This window comes from Paenibacillus taichungensis (genome assembly GCF_047302525.1).
GTDB lineage: Bacteria > Bacillota > Bacilli > Paenibacillales > Paenibacillaceae > Paenibacillus > Paenibacillus taichungensis_B.
On sequence record NZ_CP168020.1, the window covers coordinates 2,579,515 to 2,598,242 of the forward strand.

The 18,728-nt window shown below is 46.1% G+C and carries 15 protein-coding genes; 10 read left to right on the forward strand and 5 right to left on the reverse strand.

Features of this window, described 5'->3' with window-relative positions:
• Positions 1-15 precede the first annotated feature (15 nt).
• Both rhaA and ACDJ58_RS11940 read left to right on the forward strand, forming a co-directional pair.
• Positions 16-1,287 carry an L-rhamnose isomerase gene (gene rhaA, locus ACDJ58_RS11935; RefSeq protein WP_413378120.1) on the forward strand — a complete coding sequence of 424 codons (1,272 nt, stop codon included), beginning with the start codon at positions 16-18 and terminating at the stop codon, positions 1,285-1,287.
• 123 nt (positions 1,288-1,410) lie between these two features.
• Complete coding sequence (locus tag ACDJ58_RS11940; RefSeq protein WP_413378122.1) at positions 1,411-3,120, forward strand: ribonuclease J; 1,710 nt, start codon at positions 1,411-1,413, stop codon at positions 3,118-3,120.
• A gap of 125 nt (positions 3,121-3,245) precedes the next feature.
• On the opposite strand, the gene ACDJ58_RS11945 is transcribed toward ACDJ58_RS11940, so the two are convergent.
• Positions 3,246-4,328, reverse strand: coding sequence for a bifunctional 3-deoxy-7-phosphoheptulonate synthase/chorismate mutase (locus tag ACDJ58_RS11945; RefSeq protein ID WP_413378124.1), 1,083 nt, complete (start codon positions 4,326-4,328; stop codon positions 3,246-3,248).
• A gap of 578 nt (positions 4,329-4,906) precedes the next feature.
• Here ACDJ58_RS11945 and ACDJ58_RS11950 point away from each other — a divergent pair.
• From ACDJ58_RS11950 to ACDJ58_RS11960, 3 genes are all read left to right on the forward strand, one after another.
• Positions 4,907-5,890, forward strand: a complete 984-nt coding sequence (locus ACDJ58_RS11950; RefSeq protein WP_063563502.1) for a LacI family DNA-binding transcriptional regulator — start codon at positions 4,907-4,909, stop codon at positions 5,888-5,890.
• A 359-nt stretch (positions 5,891-6,249) separates the two neighbouring features.
• On the forward strand, positions 6,250-7,725 hold the full coding sequence (locus tag ACDJ58_RS11955) for a glycoside hydrolase family 32 protein (protein ID WP_413378126.1): 1,476 nt from the start codon (positions 6,250-6,252) through the stop codon (positions 7,723-7,725).
• A 26-nt stretch (positions 7,726-7,751) separates the two neighbouring features.
• On the forward strand, positions 7,752-9,719 hold the full coding sequence (locus ACDJ58_RS11960) for a sucrose-specific PTS transporter subunit IIBC (RefSeq protein WP_413378128.1): 1,968 nt from the start codon (positions 7,752-7,754) through the stop codon (positions 9,717-9,719).
• Between the two features lie 105 nt (positions 9,720-9,824).
• Here ACDJ58_RS11960 and ACDJ58_RS11965 read toward each other — a convergent pair whose 3' ends face one another.
• On the reverse strand, positions 9,825-10,271 hold the full coding sequence (locus ACDJ58_RS11965; protein ID WP_413378130.1) for a hypothetical protein: 447 nt from the start codon (positions 10,269-10,271) through the stop codon (positions 9,825-9,827).
• A gap of 421 nt (positions 10,272-10,692) precedes the next feature.
• Between ACDJ58_RS11965 and ACDJ58_RS11970 the strand changes: the two genes are divergently transcribed.
• Positions 10,693-11,088, forward strand: coding sequence for a hypothetical protein (locus ACDJ58_RS11970; protein ID WP_413378132.1), 396 nt, complete (start codon positions 10,693-10,695; stop codon positions 11,086-11,088).
• A 141-nt stretch (positions 11,089-11,229) separates the two neighbouring features.
• On the opposite strand, the gene ACDJ58_RS11975 is transcribed toward ACDJ58_RS11970, so the two are convergent.
• Together ACDJ58_RS11975 and ACDJ58_RS11980 are read right to left on the reverse strand one after the other, a co-directional pair.
• A complete protein-coding gene (locus tag ACDJ58_RS11975) occupies positions 11,230-12,954 on the reverse strand; it encodes a cellulase family glycosylhydrolase (RefSeq protein WP_413378134.1) in 1,725 nt (574 codons plus the stop codon).
• Positions 12,955-13,211: 257 nt separating this feature from the next.
• Complete coding sequence (locus tag ACDJ58_RS11980) at positions 13,212-13,802, reverse strand: TetR/AcrR family transcriptional regulator (RefSeq protein ID WP_413378136.1); 591 nt, start codon at positions 13,800-13,802, stop codon at positions 13,212-13,214.
• 175 nt (positions 13,803-13,977) lie between these two features.
• On the opposite strand from ACDJ58_RS11980, the gene ACDJ58_RS11985 reads away from it, so the two are divergent.
• On the forward strand, positions 13,978-14,748 hold the full coding sequence (locus ACDJ58_RS11985) for an SDR family NAD(P)-dependent oxidoreductase (protein WP_413378138.1): 771 nt from the start codon (positions 13,978-13,980) through the stop codon (positions 14,746-14,748).
• A gap of 173 nt (positions 14,749-14,921) precedes the next feature.
• Here ACDJ58_RS11985 and ACDJ58_RS11990 read toward each other — a convergent pair whose 3' ends face one another.
• Positions 14,922-15,512 (reverse strand): biotin transporter BioY, encoded by a 591-nt coding sequence (locus tag ACDJ58_RS11990; protein ID WP_413378140.1) that lies wholly within the window; start codon positions 15,510-15,512, stop codon positions 14,922-14,924.
• Between the two features lie 112 nt (positions 15,513-15,624).
• Here ACDJ58_RS11990 and ACDJ58_RS11995 point away from each other — a divergent pair, with 112 nt between their 5' ends.
• The 3 genes from ACDJ58_RS11995 (at position 15,625) to ACDJ58_RS12005 (ending at position 18,621) form a co-directional block, all read left to right on the forward strand.
• Positions 15,625-16,488, forward strand: a complete 864-nt coding sequence (locus tag ACDJ58_RS11995; protein ID WP_413378142.1) for an ATP-binding cassette domain-containing protein — start codon at positions 15,625-15,627, stop codon at positions 16,486-16,488.
• Positions 16,473-18,227 (forward strand): ATP-binding cassette domain-containing protein, encoded by a 1,755-nt coding sequence (locus ACDJ58_RS12000; RefSeq protein ID WP_413378144.1) that lies wholly within the window; start codon positions 16,473-16,475, stop codon positions 18,225-18,227. The genes ACDJ58_RS11995 and ACDJ58_RS12000 overlap by 16 nt, the downstream gene beginning before the upstream one ends.
• Before the next feature lie 97 nt (positions 18,228-18,324).
• Positions 18,325-18,621 carry a hypothetical protein gene (locus ACDJ58_RS12005; protein ID WP_413378146.1) on the forward strand — a complete coding sequence of 99 codons (297 nt, stop codon included), beginning with the start codon at positions 18,325-18,327 and terminating at the stop codon, positions 18,619-18,621.
• The last annotated feature ends 107 nt before the right edge of the window (positions 18,622-18,728 follow it).

An 18,728-nucleotide genomic window follows, 5' to 3' on the forward strand; every position in this document is an offset into this window, starting at 1 on the left:
GGAGGGTTCTCGCACATGGAAAATCAGGTCAAGCAAGCATATGAAGCAGCCAAATCATTATATGCTCAGCATGGAATTGATACGGATGAAGTGCTGAAGAAGCTCGTGGAGATCAAAGTATCTGTTCACTGTTGGCAAGGGGACGATGTGAAAGGTTTTCTGAATAAAGACGGGGAACTTACGGGCGGAATATCCGTTACAGGTCAGTATCCGGGGGCTGCAACGACACCTGCAGAGCTTCGGGCAGACCTGGAGCAAGCCTTCTCCATGATTCCCGGCAAACATAAGGTCAATTTGCATGCGATCTATGCGGATACGGACGAACAAGTGGAGCTGGATCGGATTGAGCCGAAGCATTATGAGAACTGGGTGAAATGGGCCAAAGAACAGGGGCTTGGTCTGGATTTCAATCCAACCTGCTTTTCACATGAAAAATCAAGTGAAGGCTTCACGCTAAGTCATTCCGATCCGGCGATTCGCAAGTTCTGGATCGATCATTGCAAAGCATCCCGCCGTATTGGCGCTTACTTTGGTGAGCAGCTGGGCCAGACCTGTGTAACCAATGTGTGGGTACCGGACGGGTTCAAGGATAATCCGGTCGATCGGATGACACCGCGGAAGCGGTTGAAAGATTCACTTGATGAGGTGTTTGCCGAGAAGCTTGATCCGAAGTATCATCTGGATGCGGTCGAGAGTAAGCTGTTTGGCCTCGGTTCCGAAGCGTATGTCGTTGGTTCTCATGAATTCTATATGGGCTATGGTCTGCAAAATGATACGTTAATCTGCCTCGATGCAGGACATTTTCATCCAACGGAAGTCATTTCTAACAAACTGTCTTCACTGGCCCTGTTTACCAACGGCATTCTGCTGCATGTCAGCCGTCCAATGCGTTGGGACAGTGACCATGTTGTCATTATGGATGATGAGCTGCTGGAAATTACCCGCGAATTGGTACGTCATGATCTGCTTCCAACAACACATATCGGACTCGATTTCTTTGATGGAAGCATCAACCGGGTTGCTGCGTGGGTAGTTGGCACACGCAACACGATTAAAGCGTTGCTACGTGCGATGCTGGAACCTGTGGATGCTCTGAAATCAGCGGAGCTGGAAGGGGATTACACCCTTCGCCTTGCTTTGACGGAAGAGTTCAAGTCCTATCCTTTCGGCGCGATCTGGGATTATTATTGCGCCCAGCAGCAAGTACCTGTACGTGAACAGTGGATCGCTGAGATCAAAAACTATGAGCAGGAAGTTTTGCTTCAACGAGATAAATCTTTCGTATAGGATGATGCAGGCCACAGTGGAGAAGTTCTCCGCTGTGGCTTTTTTGCATGGAAATAGCTCAGAAATGCATAACTGCGGTCAGAATTTCCATACTAAAAATACATAGAAAAATGCAAAGCATCAATGCTAATACTGCACGCAGAGGAGGATCAATCCGATTTGAATCTCGCCCACAACAAATTGTATATCGCGGCACTTGGCGGCTTGAATGAAATAGGCAAGAACATGTATCTTATCCAGTATAATCAGGACATCATTGTCATCGACTGTGGTTCCAAATTTCCGGATGAAACCCTGCCGGGCATTGATCTCATCATTCCGGATGTAACGTATCTGCTGGAAAATCAGGACAAGGTGAGGGCGCTTGTGGTTACTCATGGACATGAAGACCACATTGGCGGCATTCCCTATTTGTTAAAACAAATCAATATCCCTGTGTATGCATCCAGACTGACACGAGGATTGATTGAACTGAAACTGAAAGAGCATGGGCTGCTGCGCAAAGCGGATCTGCATACAGTTGATTCCAAATCCAGCATTACGCTGGGTGGAATTCAGGTTTCTTTTTTTGCGACCAGTCACAGCATACCGGATTGTCTAGGTATTTTCTTTCAGACACCTGGCGGGAATGTCGTCCATACTGGGGATTTCAAGTTTGATATGTCTCCTGTAAATGGGCCATATCCTGATCTGCACCGTATGGCCGAGATTGGCAAACAAGGTGTGCATGTGTTGTTGTCCGAGAGTACCAATGCAGAGAGACCCGGGTTTACGCCTTCCGAACGGATCGTTGGTGATCACATATTGGACGCGTTCATTCGTGCGAAACAAAAAGTGTTTATTTCAACCTTTGCGTCCAACGTAAGCAGGGTTCAACAGATTGTAAATGCAGCATTCGAGACGGGGCGCAAGCTGGCTCTGCTGGGCAGAAGCATGATTAATGTAGTGTCCGTAGCCAGTGAACTGGGATACCTGGATGTACCTGAGGGGCTGCTCATTGAGGCCATTGATTCGGACCAGTTTCCACCTGATGAGGTCGTTGTGCTCTGTACGGGAAGCCAAGGTGAAACGATGGCTGCATTATCCCGTTTGGCCGCCTCCAAACATCCTCATGTGAAGATCGCACCTGGAGATACCGTCATTATTGCCGCTGGGGCGATCCCGGGGAACGAACGCAATCTTGCGCATGTCATTGATAATCTGTATGTGCTAGGAGCTCGCGTCATTTACGGTTCAAGCGGCGCAGCAGGCATGCATGTATCAGGACACGGCAGCCAGGAAGAACTCAAATTGATGCTAACCCTGATGAAGCCTGATTATCTAATTCCAGTTCACGGTGAGTTCCGCATGCTGTATCAGCATAGACAACTGGCGGAGTCTGTGGGGATCGAACGGGATCATGTATTTATCGTGAACAATGGGGATATGATTCAGTACAAAGACGGCGATGCTTCTTCTGGTCCCAAAATTGCTTCAGGCAACAGTTTGGTCGACGGTCTGATCATGGGCGATGTCGGGAATATCGTGCTGCGTGATCGCCGGCAGTTGTCATCCGATGGAATGTTGGTGATTGTGACTACGTTGAGCAAAACGGAGAAACATATGGTGACAGCACCTGAGATTATTTCCAGAGGTTTTGTGTTTGTGAAGGATTCCGAAGAATTCATGAAAGAGATTCATGAGCTGGTTCAGAACAAGATGGATGAGTTAACCGGAAGCGGAGCGAATCAGTGGAATGTAATCAAAAGAAAGCTAAAAGACGAGATCGGTCATTACATCTACGCCCAGACGAAACGAAGACCGATGATCCTGCCCATTATTATTGAAGTTTGAGAAAAGTGGAGCAGAGCGGATGTATAGAGATTAAGTTTAAGATAGTCAAAAGCCTGAGAAATGTAGGGTCATACCGTTTTTCGTATGAACCACACATTTCAGTCAGGCTTTTATTTTTAACTAGCCTATTGATCCTTCAGTAACCCGGATTGTCTCACAGTGGAGAGGAACTGATGGAATTGCTCGATGTTTAATTGCTGTGCACTATCTGAGAGGGCTACCGCCGGATTCGGATGAACCTCAACCATAACACCATCCGCACCCGCTGCAAGAGCAGCCTTAGCACAAGGGGCAAGGATATCTTTACGCCCGGTAGAGTGGGTGACGTCCACAAGCACAGGCAGATGGGTTTCCTGTTTCAGAATCGGAACAGCAGAGATGTCTAGTGTGTTACGTGTTGCTTTTTCATAGGTGCGAATTCCACGTTCAATCAGCATGACCTGTTTGTTCCCACGGGAGACGACGTACTCCGCAGCATGAACGAATTCATCAATGGTTGCCGCCAAACCACGTTTCAGCAGAATAGGAATCCGAACATCACCGGCAGCCTTGAGCAGTTCAAAGTTTTGCATGTTACGGGCACCGATCTGGATTACATCAATATACTGGCCAGCCAGTTCAATATGACTTGGATGCACAATCTCACTAATTGTCTTCAATCCGAACTCGTCGGCAACTTCCTTCAGAATTTTCAATCCTTCGATTCCGAGTCCCTGGAAGTCATATGGGGAAGTACGAGGTTTGAATGCACCACCGCGCATCACGGTAATGCCGGCTTCTTTCAGCGCTGCTGCGACCTCGCGTACTTGCTCGTAACTTTCAACCGAGCACGGTCCGGCGATCATAATTGGTTTGCCTGCGCCAACCTTGACGTTTCCGATGGACACGACAGTATCTTCCTGCTGATTTTTGCGGCTCACGAGCAGCTGTTTCTTGTGTTCGTCGACCTGAAGATTCAGGGAAGCCTGGAAAATCTGTTTGAACAGAAGTTTGATGGCATCATCTTGGAAAGGCCCCGGATTGGCGGCAGTCAGTTCCTCCAGCATTTCTTTTTCGCGAACCGGATCAAATTTGGGGACACCCTGTTTTTCCTTGATTTGACCAATTTCCTGTGTAATTTGGGCCCGTTCTGACAACAAGTGCAGGAGGTTATGATTAATCTCACTCAATCGGCCTCTTAATTGTTCCAAGTTCATGCTTTGATCCATGCTGATCCACTCCTTCAATTTAGATATATGAAAAAACACAAAAAGGCCCTTCATCCGTAAGGGACGAAGAAGCCGTGGTACCACCCTAATTAGAAACGTACTGCTGATTGAATACAGCCGATCTGTTTCTCACTTTGACCTTTTAACGCAAGGAACGGATTGTCCTAGAAGCTATATCCATGAGGAGCAGCTCTTCAGCAATCGGCTCGGGAGTGAACTTCGGCGGCGTGTTCCTTTCGGGTGCTCTCAGTCTTCGGCACCGCGTCCCTGTAATGAACGATAACTCCGCGTACTCTTTCCGTCATAGCCTGTATGAATAATGATGTTCTGTTCTGTATTTCATGATGCACGTTATGAATTGAAGTTATACTAGCATCTCATGTTCCTTGTCTGCAAGAAGCTGAATTAATGCCATGCATCAATAACGCTTTACCGTGACGCATTGCACATGCACGTTCAGAGTTGCGTGAGATTTACTAATATCTCCATGGGAATAGTATTCGCAAGGGTTTGCCATTCGAAGTATAATATAAGGTAATATAAGTGAATTCAAGCGAATGAGAATAAGAGGAGAAGTTATGAATAAAACGATTTCGGATATCGCCCAAATGGCAGGCGTGGCGAAGAGCACCGTCTCTCGTTTCCTGAATGGTGGTTCTGTTAGTGACGATACACGGCAGAAAATTGAGCGCATTATTAAACAATACAATTACGTACCCAATACGTTCGCACAGAGTCTTAAAGCCAAAAAAACCAGTATTATTGGAACGGTTGTTCCTCGTCTGGATTCCTTTGCAACCTCTCAGACATTGATCGGCATCGATGAAGAATTAAGAAATAATCAGTATCAGATGCTAATCGCGAATACGAGCCAGGATATGCAGCGCGAGATTGATGCCATATATGACTTTGCCAGACAGAAGGTATCCGGCATTATTCTGCTTGCCGCAGAAGTGACCGATGCACATCTGAAAGCTGTTGAAGACATCGGAATTCCGGTGCTATTGGTAGGGCAGCAGCATGAACAGTTACACAGTCTGGTTCATAATGATGATCAGGCGGGGTATGAGATGGGTAAACATGTTGTGGAAAAGGGCCATCGGAAAATCGTCTATATTGGCGTTACCGAGAGAGATCAGGCGGTAGGTATCCATCGCAAACAGGGGTTCAAGCGTGCGATCGACGAATGCGGTGGATGTGATGTGACATATTACGAGACAAGCTTTAAAATGTCCGAGGCGATCATTACCGCAGAAGCGATTTTGAAAAAAAGCAAACCGACGATTATTGTGGGCGCAACAGATAACATCGCACTGGGTGTGATGAAGATTGCTTTTTCCAATAAGATACAAATCCCGCAGGATTTATCGGTTACCGGATTTGGTGGTTATGAAATTACCGAGATGATTCATCCTACACTAACGACAGTAAAATATCATTATTTTGAGGCAGGTCAAGTGGCGGCCCAGCACATTATTCGTCTGGTACAAGGCGATCCGGTGGAGCAGTGCACGATTCTTGATGTGGAGATTATTCCACGAGAAAGCGTTGACAAGATATAAATGAATCCTTTATGATAATTCCATCGAACCGGTTCCACTCCGAATATCCATTAAGGATATGGGAACACGGTGGCAGGCGAAAAAGCCATATGGAATTATTTTTTTGAGCGTGTTGGAACCGGTTCCTCTAATTTTTGGATTTTTAAAATAAATTAAATTAAGAGTTACACGATCACGGAGAGGGCAGAAAAAATCTATAGAAACGTAGTGTTCGCCTTTATCAACGGATTTCACCCTTTAGAAAAGGGATCAAGGAAATCTGGGGATAACAGCGATCGGAGGATTGTTCTGCCATCGAAGTGGCCAAGTGTAAAATTTCTTGGTCTAATTTATATTAGCTAGGATGGAGAACACTTTTTATGAAAATGACTAGAGAGCAACGCTACAGACGAATCGAGCAGGCAGAGCCTGGAGAAATAGGCAAGCTGGAAGCTTTGATCTCTGCTTGTCCGTGGAGACAGCATTACCATATCCAACCTATAACCGGACTGCTTAACGATCCTAACGGATTCTCTTATTATCAGGGGTATTATCATCTGTTCTACCAGTGGTTCCCACTCGGGACCGAGCATGGATTGAAGTATTGGTACCATACCCGTTCAACGGATCTGGTGCACTGGGAAGAAGTTGGAATCGGAATTCAGCCGGGCGACACATATGACTCACACGGGGCATATTCGGGCAGTGCTATTGAAAAAGAAGGCCAGCTCAATCTGTTATACACAGGCAATACAAGAGATGAAGATTGGATCAGGCATCCGTATCAGTGTCTGGCGATTATGGATGAAAGCGGTTCAATAACCAAAGTGCAGCAACCTGTGATCACAGAAGTACCTTCTGGCTACACGGAACATTTCAGAGACCCCAAGGTTTGGCAGCAGGGTGACACGTATTATTGTGTGATTGGAGCCCAGCGTGTAGATGAAACGGGATGCACGGTATTATATCGCTCGTCAGATCTCAGAAACTGGACGTTTCTAGGAGAGATTCATACTGGGCTACCTAACTTTGGCTACATGTGGGAGTGCCCCGATTATCTGGAGATGCAGGGTCAAGGTGTACTGATCTTTTCGCCACAAGGAATAGAGAGTCAGGAAGATGAGTATCAGAACATTTTTCAGTCGGGCTATCTGATTGGTGAACCACTGGATCTTCAGACAAGGCACTTCGAACATGGTCTGTTTCAGGAGCTGGATCGTGGATTTGACTTTTATGCCCCGCAGACGATGCAGTCGCCGGATGGAAGACGAATTTTGGTGGGCTGGATGGGACTTCCCGATTTGGAGTATCCGACAGATAAGAGTGGATGGGCACATTGCCTCACGATTCCTCGGCAGTTGTCACTCCGAGAGGGGAAGTTAATTCAGCAGCCAGTCTCTGAAATGGTGAAGCTGCGCGGGGATTCTGAAGGGACTCATATGGAATTCACACTTGATCATGAGACTCGATCTTTCGCAGACTTTGCTGGAATGGCTTATGAATTGGAGTGTGAAATCCGTGATTTTGACGCAGAGGTTGTAGGCCTTGAATTGAGGGCGAGTGCAGAAGAGAAGACCGTGCTGCAGTATGATCGGTTGGCACAGAAAGTAATCCTGGATCGCTCCCAGTCAGGCGCCACGCTCGCGGATCAGAATGGGAATGTACGGCGCTGCGCATTGAATGCAGACGTGCTTAAGTTCCATATCTTTGTGGATTCTTCTTCCGTTGAGATCTTTGTCAATGATGGAGAAGAGGTATTCACAAGCCGTATCTTCCCAAGCAAGGAAAGTGTGGAGATTCGCTTCTTTGCACATGGGGGTAAGGCAGGATTTCAGGCATCAAAATGGGATTATTAGATATAACGTGAGAGGAATGAAGAACCATGTCGGATAATCAGCAGATTGCCCAGGACGTTATTCGTGCCATCGGGGGCAAAGAAAATATCGCATCATTTGCACATTGTGCAACACGTCTTCGCATCATGGTGAATGACAAGGACAAGATCGATCAGAAGCAGGTCGAGAACATCGACAAAGTTAAAGGGGCCTTTTTCAACTCGGGCCAGTATCAGATCATTTTTGGAACAGGAACAGTGAACCGGATATTTGAAGAGGTTGAGAAGCTGGGCATCGAAGGGTCTTCCAAGGAGGACGTGAAGAGTCAGGGTAAAAATGAAGGCAATGCTTTTCAACGGGCCATTCGCACGTTCGGTGACGTTTTTGTACCGATTATTCCTGTGCTGGTCGCAACGGGGCTCTTCATGGGTCTGCGGGGGCTGCTCACTCAAAATGAAATTCTATCGCTGTTTGGTGCAACACCGGGGGACATTTCGCCCAATTTCCTGTTATTTACTCAGATCCTGACGGACACGGCATTTGCATTTTTGCCTGCACTCGTAGCCTGGTCTGCGTTCCGAGTGTTTGGCGGGAGTCCGGTTCTCGGCATCGTTTTGGGTCTGATGCTTGTGAATCCGGCGCTGCCGAATGCATACGCTGTGGCCGATGGATCAGCACAACCGCTGCATATGTTCGGATTCATACCGGTGGTCGGGTATCAGGGTTCCGTACTGCCTGCATTCTTCGTAGGATTGATCGGAGCGAAGTTTGAGAAGGTTCTGAGAAGACGCGTACCAGAGGCGCTTGACTTAATTCTTACCCCTTTTATTACACTGACGGTTATGATTACGCTTGGTCTCTTCGCGATTGGTCCGGTATTCCATTCCCTTGAGGAGTGGGTGCTGCATGGGACAACAGCCGTATTGGGACTGCCATTTGGTATTGCGGGTATTATTATTGGTTTCTTCCATCAAATTATTGTTGTTACCGGTGTACATCACATCTTTAACTTTCTGGAGATTCAATTGCTGGAGAAAACGGGCTTTAATCCGTTCAACGCGATCATTACATGTGCCATGGCTGCGCAAGGAGCAGCTTGTCTGGCGGTGGGGTTGAAAACCAAAAATACAAAGCTGAAGGCACTCGCACTTCCTTCGTCATTCTCTGCATTTCTAGGGATTACTGAACCTGCAATCTTCGGGGTTAACTTGCGATACATGAAACCGTTCATCATGGGTCTTGTCGGAGGCGCTGTGGGTGGATTTATCGCATCTTTGTTCCATTTGCAAGGTACAGGTATGGCGGTGACGGTTATTCCGGGCACGCTCTTGTATTTGAATAGTCAATTGCCTTTGTACATTTTGTCCAACGTAGTGGCTATGGGAATTGCATTTGCACTTACCTGGTTCTTCGGATATAAGGATCAGCCTGTTGCGGAGGAAGTTCCGAGCAATGCAGGAGAAGAGAGCAAGTCGGAAGTTCTGTCACAAAATTCAAACTCATCTGCCAGCCAGGCCGTTAACCATCGCACCAAGGTAGATATGTTGGAGATTGCATCACCGATTACAGGTACAGCTGTTGCTTTGGAGCAGGTTCCTGATCCTGCATTCTCGGAAAAGCATATGGGAGAAGGGATCTCTATTGAGCCTTCTGAGGGCAAAGTATTTGCACCTTTTGACGGTGTCATCGCTCATGTAATGAACAAGAGCAAACATGCCGTAATTCTGGAACATGAAACAGGTGTTCAGATGCTTGTGCATATTGGAATTAATACCGTTGGAATGAAGGGTGAAGGTTTTACCGCATATGTGAATAGCGGAGACACCGTTACCGCAGGACAAGTGTTGATTGAATTTGACATGGAAGCGATCCAGGCTGCCGGGCTGCCATTGATTACACCTGTGCTCATCCCGAATGGGAACGAAAGGATTGAACAGGTAATGGCAACTATGACTGGCCCAGTTCAAGCCAATGGGGAAGCACTAATTGTTGTGAAATTTACTGAACCGCAATAAGCGTAAACTTTTGAAAAAGTCAGGTTGAAAAATGCAAAGAGACCCGGTGTATATCACCAGGGTTTCTTTGCACTTTTATGTATCTTTTCTACTAAAGGAAAGGTGTTAAAAAGAATAATAAGTGAGTGCGTATTGCATCAGAAAGATACGAATTTCTTCCCGGCTTAACATCACATCAGATGCGCTGCCTTGCTCCAGGTTGAGAAGCAAATCGCTAAAGGCTTCGTGCAGGAACAGCATGCGTTTATTTCCCCATAGCTCTTGATGCTGCTGAATATATTGCGTGACCTGTGACAGCTCCATGCCTTTTAAAGCTCTGAACACCGAAGCCCATTTTACCAGATCAGGGGGATGGGAACCCTCAGGTAATTCAAATTCGGCAAAACCATGAACATTCCCGCATGAGATTTTGAACAACCCGCAGTAACAGGATGAATGTTCCCGCGCTATGAAAGGTAATTTTCGCATATCGTACCGAATAATCTCCATGGAACTAATCCGAGAATCAACACGAATCTCCGATCGAATCTCCACATCACAACTTGCAATCACACGATCCAACCTCCGTAGGAAAAATCATCTTATTGTTTTCTATTGTTTTCGTTATCCTGCCGATTATGTTACGACTGAACACAGCTCAAGTAAAATCAAATGGGATGGATATACGCCTGATTTTCCGATTGTTGGTTTGGAATTCACACATGTAAGCGATTAACAAGAGATATATCTGCATTTTGGACACGAATAACTCGATTTTTTCTTCCGCTCATGACAGACCGAGCAATATGCCGTATGACAGCGAAAAGAGGAGATTAGGCAAGAAATGCTCACCTGGATTGTCTGGAATCGATCAGAACGCTGCAGAAATCGGATGCAGTTCAATTGCGGAGATGCAGACAGAGGACTATGATTCGCACATAACGTACTCCAGATGGCATTTGCAGGATCTGATGTGAAGGCGAGGTTGGCGGCAATGGATGAAGCAATGATGGTGGTATCGACAGGGCACGGTGAGGCGGGAAAGAATTTTGTGGATGTATTATTGAAGAGGGGATTTGCGGTTGTTGTGCTTGCACACAGCGAAGAAGAGGGGGAACAACTTCAATCGCTTGGTGCAGTCACCGTTCGTTACATTCAGGAAATGGCAGACCGTAACCAGCTTCCGCTCGAATTTGTAGTAAAAAACGCCTTTGTATTCGAAAATAGCTTGCCGCAGTGCTGTCAGGACATTGAGCTGTGTCGCAGCTTGTGTCCGCAACAACTCTATGTCGTTTCCAGCAACAGGGCTCATGTTGGGCTTGTTTATAAAGGCTTGGGAGCAACATATGTCATTCACAGCCGGAGTGGAGATATTTCATTTTTATTGTGAAGTCACTGATAGTGGGTCCCCGTCGTCATTAGGCTTAACCAAGTATAAATGAAAAAACGTTGTGTCCAGAGCCTGTTGCCCTGGACACAACGTTTCGTGAATTGAATTCCTATGTGCTACACATTGAGCTGTGAAACTCTATTAGGAAGAGATTCCGACAACACTGGAACCATTCTTCGTAATTTTGTACGTAATGACGTCTCCGCTCCAGAAGTGGAACTTGAGAATGACTTCGCCATTATTCGTTTCGTTGAAGAAGTTTTGTTTCAGTTCAATGACGTTGCTACTATAATTTGGACTGAAAGCGTAGGAAAATTCTTTAAAAGAAGTCCAGTTTTGCGGACCTGCGTTTCCGCCACTTGTATAAGTTGCTTCCATGGTGGCCAGCTGATTGCCATTAAAGGTAGTCGGAATCGCAAACGAGCTCGTTGTGCCCGTTACATTGCTCAGTTTAGGCGTATCATATTTGATGATATTCAGGTTCCAGTTTGCGCCTTTGTTGAATTTTACGGTCAACTTGGCATTAACACCAAGATTGCCTGAAGTGGTCAGTCTGGTCAACAGACTGGATTTCAATGTCAGCACATCACCACTGATCGTATAATCTGTACCTTGAACAAGGGTAGTGCTGCCATTAGCAAGAGAGCTAAATGTATTGCCATTGAGATTCAGTTTTACTGTTTTATCCTGAATTGCAGCCCCTTTTTTCAGATAAACCAGATCCGATTCAGCTGTGGAGGAACGACCTGTCCAGCTTGCTTTCATCGTGTTATACAGATCCTGATCAGACCAGGTGAAGCTGCTACGGCCAAAATGCTGTCCATTATCCCATAACATGGTGGTCATCTGTTTCTGACGTAGGTACTGGCCAATAAATTCAAAGAATTTTAACTTCTCACCTTGCTCAATGACGCCTGTGTGCTGATCAAAGCCGAGTAAGCCATACTCACCGACGATAACCGGAATACCTTTGGCTGTGAATGCATTGTACACTCGGTCAAATGTATCCGTAATATCTTGTTGCACTTCAGCATTATATTTGGTGTACCCTGCGATATTCACGCTGAATGGCCAGAAACCATAGTAGTGAACGGTAGCGATAATGTTAGGGTCATTCAATTTCGCAATTGTCTGGGATAATGCATCCAGATCTGGTTGAGCGGAAGAGGTATGCATCGTTGGGAGGACCAATGGACGTGTTGCATTATTTCCGCCCGATGCTCTCACGATGTTATGAAAAGATACATTCAACTCATCCAGCAAAGCGTAAGCAGTAGCGGTATTCGTTGTACCACCTTCGGTGAAGCGTGGTTCATTTACACTTTCGAACATCAGCTTAGTGGATGAGTTTTTGAATTTGTTTGCAATTTGAGTCCAGGCAGAATTGTAACGAGCAAGAACATTGGCATGGTCATTCTCCATATAGCTGATCCACTGCCATGAATCGTGATGGATATTGATCATGACATACAGATTGGCATCCAGGGCCCAGTTTACAACCTGTTGTACACGATTCATGTAAGCGGTATCAATAGTGTAGTTAGGTGCTCCTCCTATATGAGCTTGCCAGGTCACTGGAATACGAATGCTCTTGTAGCCTTGATTGGCGATATTTTGAATCAGTTGCTGAGTGATCAGAGGGTTACCCCAGGCCGTTTCATCTGTACCAACAGCGTCCAGCGAGTTACCCAGATTCCAGCCCGGCTCCATCGCAGTAACATAGGACTGAATATTGGTTGGAGCAGCGGCTGCATTTGCCTGAATCGAGTCATCTGTAGCAGCAGAAGCGAAGGCTGATGAGAACAGGGATAGGATCATTGCCGTTACGATAGTGAGTGAGAGGGCCGATTTGCGGTTTTTGTTCATTAACATATTCTCCTTTGTAATTATAATCGATGAACTAAAAATAGAACGCTTACAAAAATTGGCGATTTAAGTTTAGCATAGAACAAGAACCTAGATTGATTTAAATGGAATCACCACCAAATTAAGTATTGAAAACGTTTTCTGAAATGCAAATATATCATGATTTATTCAAAGAAAATACCATGATAATTGGATGATAATTCATGTGAAAATTAGTGATTATGACAATTATGGAATATCGTAGGGGATGATACAGATTACTTTTTTACATGAAAAACTTCTGTGGATAACAGCATTAATTCTACAATTTGTGTGTTCATATATTGCGGGGGCGTTGGAAAATCTTCTTCAATCCAGCGAATCAAAAGACCTGCGACTCCATGTGCCCGATAGATATATAACCATTTGGGATCAATTACCGACCCTTCCTCAAGCTCATACTCGTATTCTGCTACAAAAAGATCCTCAATGACTCTCGCCATTTGGTAGCGGAAATCCACCTGGATATGATCACTCAATAACAATTTGTATAATGCAGCTTGTTCTTTCAAATATGTAAACAGCGTGATATCTTCGGCATGCATTTCTTTTAAATTGACTTTGGTAATGTACCTGTAGGGATTCTTGATCTGTTGAACAAATTCGACTAGAACCTCCTGAATAATCTCACGAAGCAAATCCTCTTTGGTTGCGAAATTGGCATAAAATGTGCCCCGATTATAATTGGCCTCCCGGACAATTTCAGATATGGAGATTTGTTGAAAAGGCTTTTGTGAAAGCAAGCGTAGAAAAGTTTCTTTGATATCCGACTTGGAACGCAAGATGCGTTTGTCAATTCGATCTGTCATGAATAGTTCACCTCGTTTACAGTATCGTTCATGTCACTTAATTCTGCAACTTGGTGTACAAAATACGATCAAGTGTACAGTAACGTACAATTCTAGGCATATTACGGATTGAATAAGGTCAATGATATAGATATATTGAGGATTGTTTAAAATTAATATTAATGGAGGTATTCATATGACATTTCCCGTATTGGAAGGTAAAGTGGCCATTGTAACAGGGGCAGCGATGGGCATGGGTGAAGCAACTGCTCAACTTTTTGCAGCTGCCAAAGCAAAAGTAGTCGTTGCAGATTTTAACGAAGAGAAAGGACAGGCTGTCGTTGAATCCATTCGTGCGGCTGGTGGTGAATCCGCTTTCGTGAAAGTCGATATTTCCAAATCGGAAGAAGTACAAGCAATGGTGAAATTTGCAGTTGAGACTTATGGACAACTGGACGTGGCCGTTAATAATGCCGCACTCACGCCAGATGACAAACCAGCAGCTGAATTTGACGAAGCCTACTGGCATCGCTTGATTTCGGTTGACCTGACAGGTACTGCGTTGTGTATGAAATATGAACTTCAGCAAATGCTGAAACAAGGCAAAGGCGGTTCCATTATTAACATTTCATCGGTGAGCGGATTCCGTCCTCAACCCAACAACATTGCTTATGTAGCTGCCAAGCATGGCGTGGTTGGCATGACCAAAGTAGCCGCGATGGAAAACGGACCACACAACATTCGGGTTAACTCGGTTGCTCCAGGAGCAATAGATACCCCAATGCTACGAGGTGCTTTGGATCAATTCGGTTTCACGGCAGAGGAATATGCTCCTCAGTTGAGCTTGCTTAATCGTTTTGGACAACCTAATGAAATTGCTCAAGCAAGTCTCTGGCTGGCATCTGACGCCGCCTCCTATATCACAGGCACTACGATTCACGCGGATGCAGGATACACGTCTCGTTAATAAAATTGACTGGCCCTAATTCTTGCTAAATTTTATCCTTTTATAGTGGGAATGGTCAGGAATAATAAACGATAGACAAAAGCCGTGTCCTACGTGAACAGATTGATATTCTGTTTACGTGGGTACGGCTTTGTTCGTAAATTCAGTTCAAGATTAGGTTATATAAGTAGCGATCAGGAGTCAGCCTTTACCACTGTTGAGTTCATATTGCCTGTCAGTCGTTGCGGAGGGAAGACCATGCGCACAGGTGCGATGATGATCGCAGCGAACAAGGCTTTAATCAGATCACCGATGATGTAGGGATAGAACCCTTGTATCATGGCTTCGGGTAATGACATTTTGTAGGCATAGGCCAACCAGGGCACGCCCGAAACATAGATCAACATTGAACCAAATACCTCAAATACGATAAAGGCCAGGAAATAACTAACGAATCCGTTCAGTTTGATTCTGCTGAGTAATAACCCAATGAGCAATGCGGAGAAGGGCCACATCATGACATATCCCCCGGTTGGCCCAAGGAGTACTGCCAGTCCGCCTGCGCCATGCAGAAGCGGGAAGCCAATTGCAGTCAGGACCACGACCAAAGCGACACTTAGAAAACCATATAATGGGCCAAGCAGTCCGCCTGCCAGCATAACCGCAAGTGTTTGCAATGTAATCGGCACAGGAGAGAAACCAATGGGGATACTTATGTAACCAAAAAGAACAAGTATGGCTGCCATGAGTGCGCTGAAAACAATACCTCGCAAAGATAATTTCATGTTTGAACATTCCTTTCAATTTTGGTAATCTTATTGTTAACCGATTAAACGGATGTGGTTAACGATTTGGATCGTACCACAAAAGATTCAAAAGGGAAAGGACCAATTTGCGATGCAAGACGTTACACCTTTGATAAAACTAGAGAATGTCCGTGTTCATTATGCGTCGGAGTCAGGACGTGTTCGTAAGGCAGTGGATGGAGTTTCGCTGGAATTAGCTCCCGGTGAATGGATAAGTATTGTGGGAGCCAATGGTAGCGGCAAAAGTACGCTGGCAGGGCTGCTAATCGGATTCACTCCGCTATCCGGCGGAGAAAGGAAGGCTTCTTCGGAACTGGTTGTTCGTGGTGTCCTTCAGCAGCCTGATGCGCAGGTACTTGGAGATACCATTGAGGAGGAATTTCATTTTGCCTTATCCTCGCTGCTGGAATCTCCTGATGAACAATTACGTCGGAGAGAGCACGCATTACATACGGTAGGACTTGAACACCCGCCAGAGGCGGCAATATCTATGCTGTCTGGAGGACAGAAGCAGTTGCTTAATATCGCGGTAGCGCTGGCGGTCAAGCCGGATGTACTCATTCTGGACGAACCTACGGCCATGCTTGATCCGGGAGCAAGAGATCGAATGGAAGCTGTAGTTCAAACCATTGTCCAGCAAGGGACGGCGGTAATCTGGATTACGCATCATTTGGAGGAAGCTACCCTGTGCGATCGAATTATTGCCATGGAACAGGGACGCTGTGTTTACGATGGAGCGCCTGCGGCTTTCTTCTATGGAAGGGAGAAGGAAGAGACGACGGATGATGCTGGAAAAGAATCACAACAACCATCACTCTGCAAAAAGCTTGGGCTTGCTCCACCTTTTACAGTGCAGACGGCTCTACTCCTGAAACGGAAAGGTCTGCTCCATCATGCAACACCTCTTCGACCAGAGCAGTTGGTTAAGGAGGTAGCCCTTTGGCAATCGAATTAGAACATGTAGGTATAGCTTCGTCACAGGCTGACAAAAGAGCGCTGCTTCAAGATATCACTGTCCAACTGAACCGTGGAGAAATCACTTTATTGCTAGGCTGCACAGGATCAGGTAAAACCACACTGCTGCAAACGATTGCTGGCCTAAAACCTCCAGAAACGGGTAGCCTCAAGCTGGACGGAGAGCCTCTCTGGCAGAACGGGAAAGTGCCACAGTCCATTCTGTTGCAAATGGGGTTGGTCTTTCAATTCGCAGAGCAACAGCTGTTCGCCCGAAGCATTGGGCGTGAATTTGCTTATTCTCTGCGTCCATATCGTCTACCGGATGAACAAAAGAAAAAGCAGATTTCCGAAGCACTGGAGCGCTGGGACTCCCCAGCGGGTCAGGGAGGGGAAGAACGATTCCATTCGGACAGATCACCCTTTGCACTAAGTGGGGGAGAACGAAGAAGACTGGGGCTTGCCCTGGGAACTGCTACGCAGCCTTCATGGATATTGCTCGATGAACCCAGCGCCGGATTGGAAGCACAAAGTGTGATCATGCTGCTGGATGCATTGAATCAGCATCGAAATGCAGGTGAGGGAGCCATTGTGGCTACACACGATCTGGACACGTTTTTACCGCATGCAGATCGGGTTCTTTTGTTGCAGGAGGGGCGTCTTGTTGCTGATCTCACGCCTCGGGAACTTCATACAAGACCAGATCTGCTGGAGCTTGCCGGAATTGGTCTGCCACCTTCTATGCAACTGGCACAACAATTTGCGGCGGCGGGCATTCATTTTCCGTGTACTGCGTTGACCCCGGAGGAAATGGCTGAAGGTATTGTTCAGTCCGTCAATGAGCCTTTAGAGCAGAAGGTTGATGTTATTGGCAATAAGGATCAACTCAAAATGGATGAAGCAAAGCTTGCCTTTTCAAGCCCCGACACTTCGGGAGGAGAAGGCACACAGGAAGCCATATACACCCACGCAGAATCAGGATCAAGCAGAGGATTGTATGGTGCCATGGACCCGCGTCTGAAATGGATTTTATACATCCTGCTCGTGACCGCTACGATGCTTCAACACCACTGGTTAGGTCTCTCTCTTACGTTGGTGCCAGTCATCTTGGCGCTCGTTGTGCTGCCACGGCAGGCTCTGATGGGATGCTTGAAATTAATGAAACCGCTCGTACTGTTCTTTCTCGTATCAACCGCGTTGTCGGGGACAACTCTTTCTACAGAAGGCGGCGGCCTACAGTTCGGATTTTCCCTGATGCAGGCGGAGGGGACGTTACTGAATGTATACCGTTTGTTTATCGTCACGTTGGCAAGTCTTTGGTTTTCACTGACTACGCCTTATGGGCGTATGGTCGAGGGACTGAATTGGGTACTTGGTATCGGCAAAAAAATCAAGCTGCCCGTGTCGTCGTTTGCACTCGCCGTGTCTTTAATCTTTCGTTTTATCCCGATGATCTGGAGTGAATGGCAGCGATTCTCGCTGATCGTCCGGGCACGTGGCAAAGCTGCATTACGACCGAATACGGTACGGCTACGTGATCTTGGTCCAATGGTCATTCCCTTGCTCATGGCGCTGTTTCAGCGTGCAGAAGATATGACGATTGCGATGGAAATGCGGAAAGTTAGAGAGAATTCACTGCTTGGAGCACGTTCCTCCTTATTGGTATGGTCCAAACGAGATACATGGATTTGCATAATCGGACTTATTGTTTTTGTATTTTATATCTGGATCAGAGATTGAAACGCAGTGTTTGCCATGGATCATGCATAAATCCTTTCATTTCCGTTCAAAATAAACATGCTTTGATCACCACGAAGCAGATATGGAGGGACGAACGATGAAGGATAAATTTTTGCAAGAAGAAAGGCAAGAATATACCGATGTGTCCACGGTGGAGTCGCAGCGAAATGATATCACACTCGAAGAGTTCCCTGAAGGTCCTTACGGCTCATCTCTAATGTCTGAATCTCTTGGCAAAAGCTCGCCGTGGCGAGTGGATCAAAGGACCGCGCATCGTTTCGATTATGAAAATCATGAGCTGCACGAAGGGGAGGTTCGGGATTATCCCGGTCAGGACGTCTACGATGAAACGGTCCCCGATAATGTAACCAAGCCTCAATATCCGGAAGAATAAGAATCATAATGAAGTATTATATAAAATAGATGATAGCCTTCGGCAGGATCTTCCTGTCCGGGGGCTATTTTTAGTTGTATCGCTATGAAAACAAATCTCCTCAAATT

Bases quoted from the DNA above. Each gene is read 5' to 3' on its own strand.
- rhaA (WP_413378120.1), top strand. From the start codon at position 16: ATGGAAAATCAGGTCAAGCAAGCATATGAAGCAGCCAAATCATTATAT.
- ACDJ58_RS11940 (WP_413378122.1), top strand. From the start codon at position 1,411: ATGCTAATACTGCACGCAGAGGAGGATCAATCCGATTTGAATCTCGCC.
- ACDJ58_RS11945 (WP_413378124.1), bottom strand. From the start codon at position 4,328: ATGGATCAAAGCATGAACTTGGAACAATTAAGAGGCCGATTGAGTGAG.
- ACDJ58_RS11950 (WP_063563502.1), top strand. From the start codon at position 4,907: ATGAATAAAACGATTTCGGATATCGCCCAAATGGCAGGCGTGGCGAAG.
- ACDJ58_RS11955 (WP_413378126.1), top strand. From the start codon at position 6,250: ATGAAAATGACTAGAGAGCAACGCTACAGACGAATCGAGCAGGCAGAG.
- ACDJ58_RS11960 (WP_413378128.1), top strand. From the start codon at position 7,752: ATGTCGGATAATCAGCAGATTGCCCAGGACGTTATTCGTGCCATCGGG.
- ACDJ58_RS11970 (WP_413378132.1), top strand. From the start codon at position 10,693: ATGGATGAAGCAATGATGGTGGTATCGACAGGGCACGGTGAGGCGGGA.
- ACDJ58_RS11975 (WP_413378134.1), bottom strand. From the start codon at position 12,954: ATGAACAAAAACCGCAAATCGGCCCTCTCACTCACTATCGTAACGGCA.
- ACDJ58_RS11980 (WP_413378136.1), bottom strand. From the start codon at position 13,802: ATGACAGATCGAATTGACAAACGCATCTTGCGTTCCAAGTCGGATATC.
- ACDJ58_RS11985 (WP_413378138.1), top strand. From the start codon at position 13,978: ATGACATTTCCCGTATTGGAAGGTAAAGTGGCCATTGTAACAGGGGCA.
- ACDJ58_RS11990 (WP_413378140.1), bottom strand. From the start codon at position 15,512: ATGAAATTATCTTTGCGAGGTATTGTTTTCAGCGCACTCATGGCAGCC.
- ACDJ58_RS11995 (WP_413378142.1), top strand. From the start codon at position 15,625: ATGCAAGACGTTACACCTTTGATAAAACTAGAGAATGTCCGTGTTCAT.
- ACDJ58_RS12005 (WP_413378146.1), top strand. From the start codon at position 18,325: ATGAAGGATAAATTTTTGCAAGAAGAAAGGCAAGAATATACCGATGTG.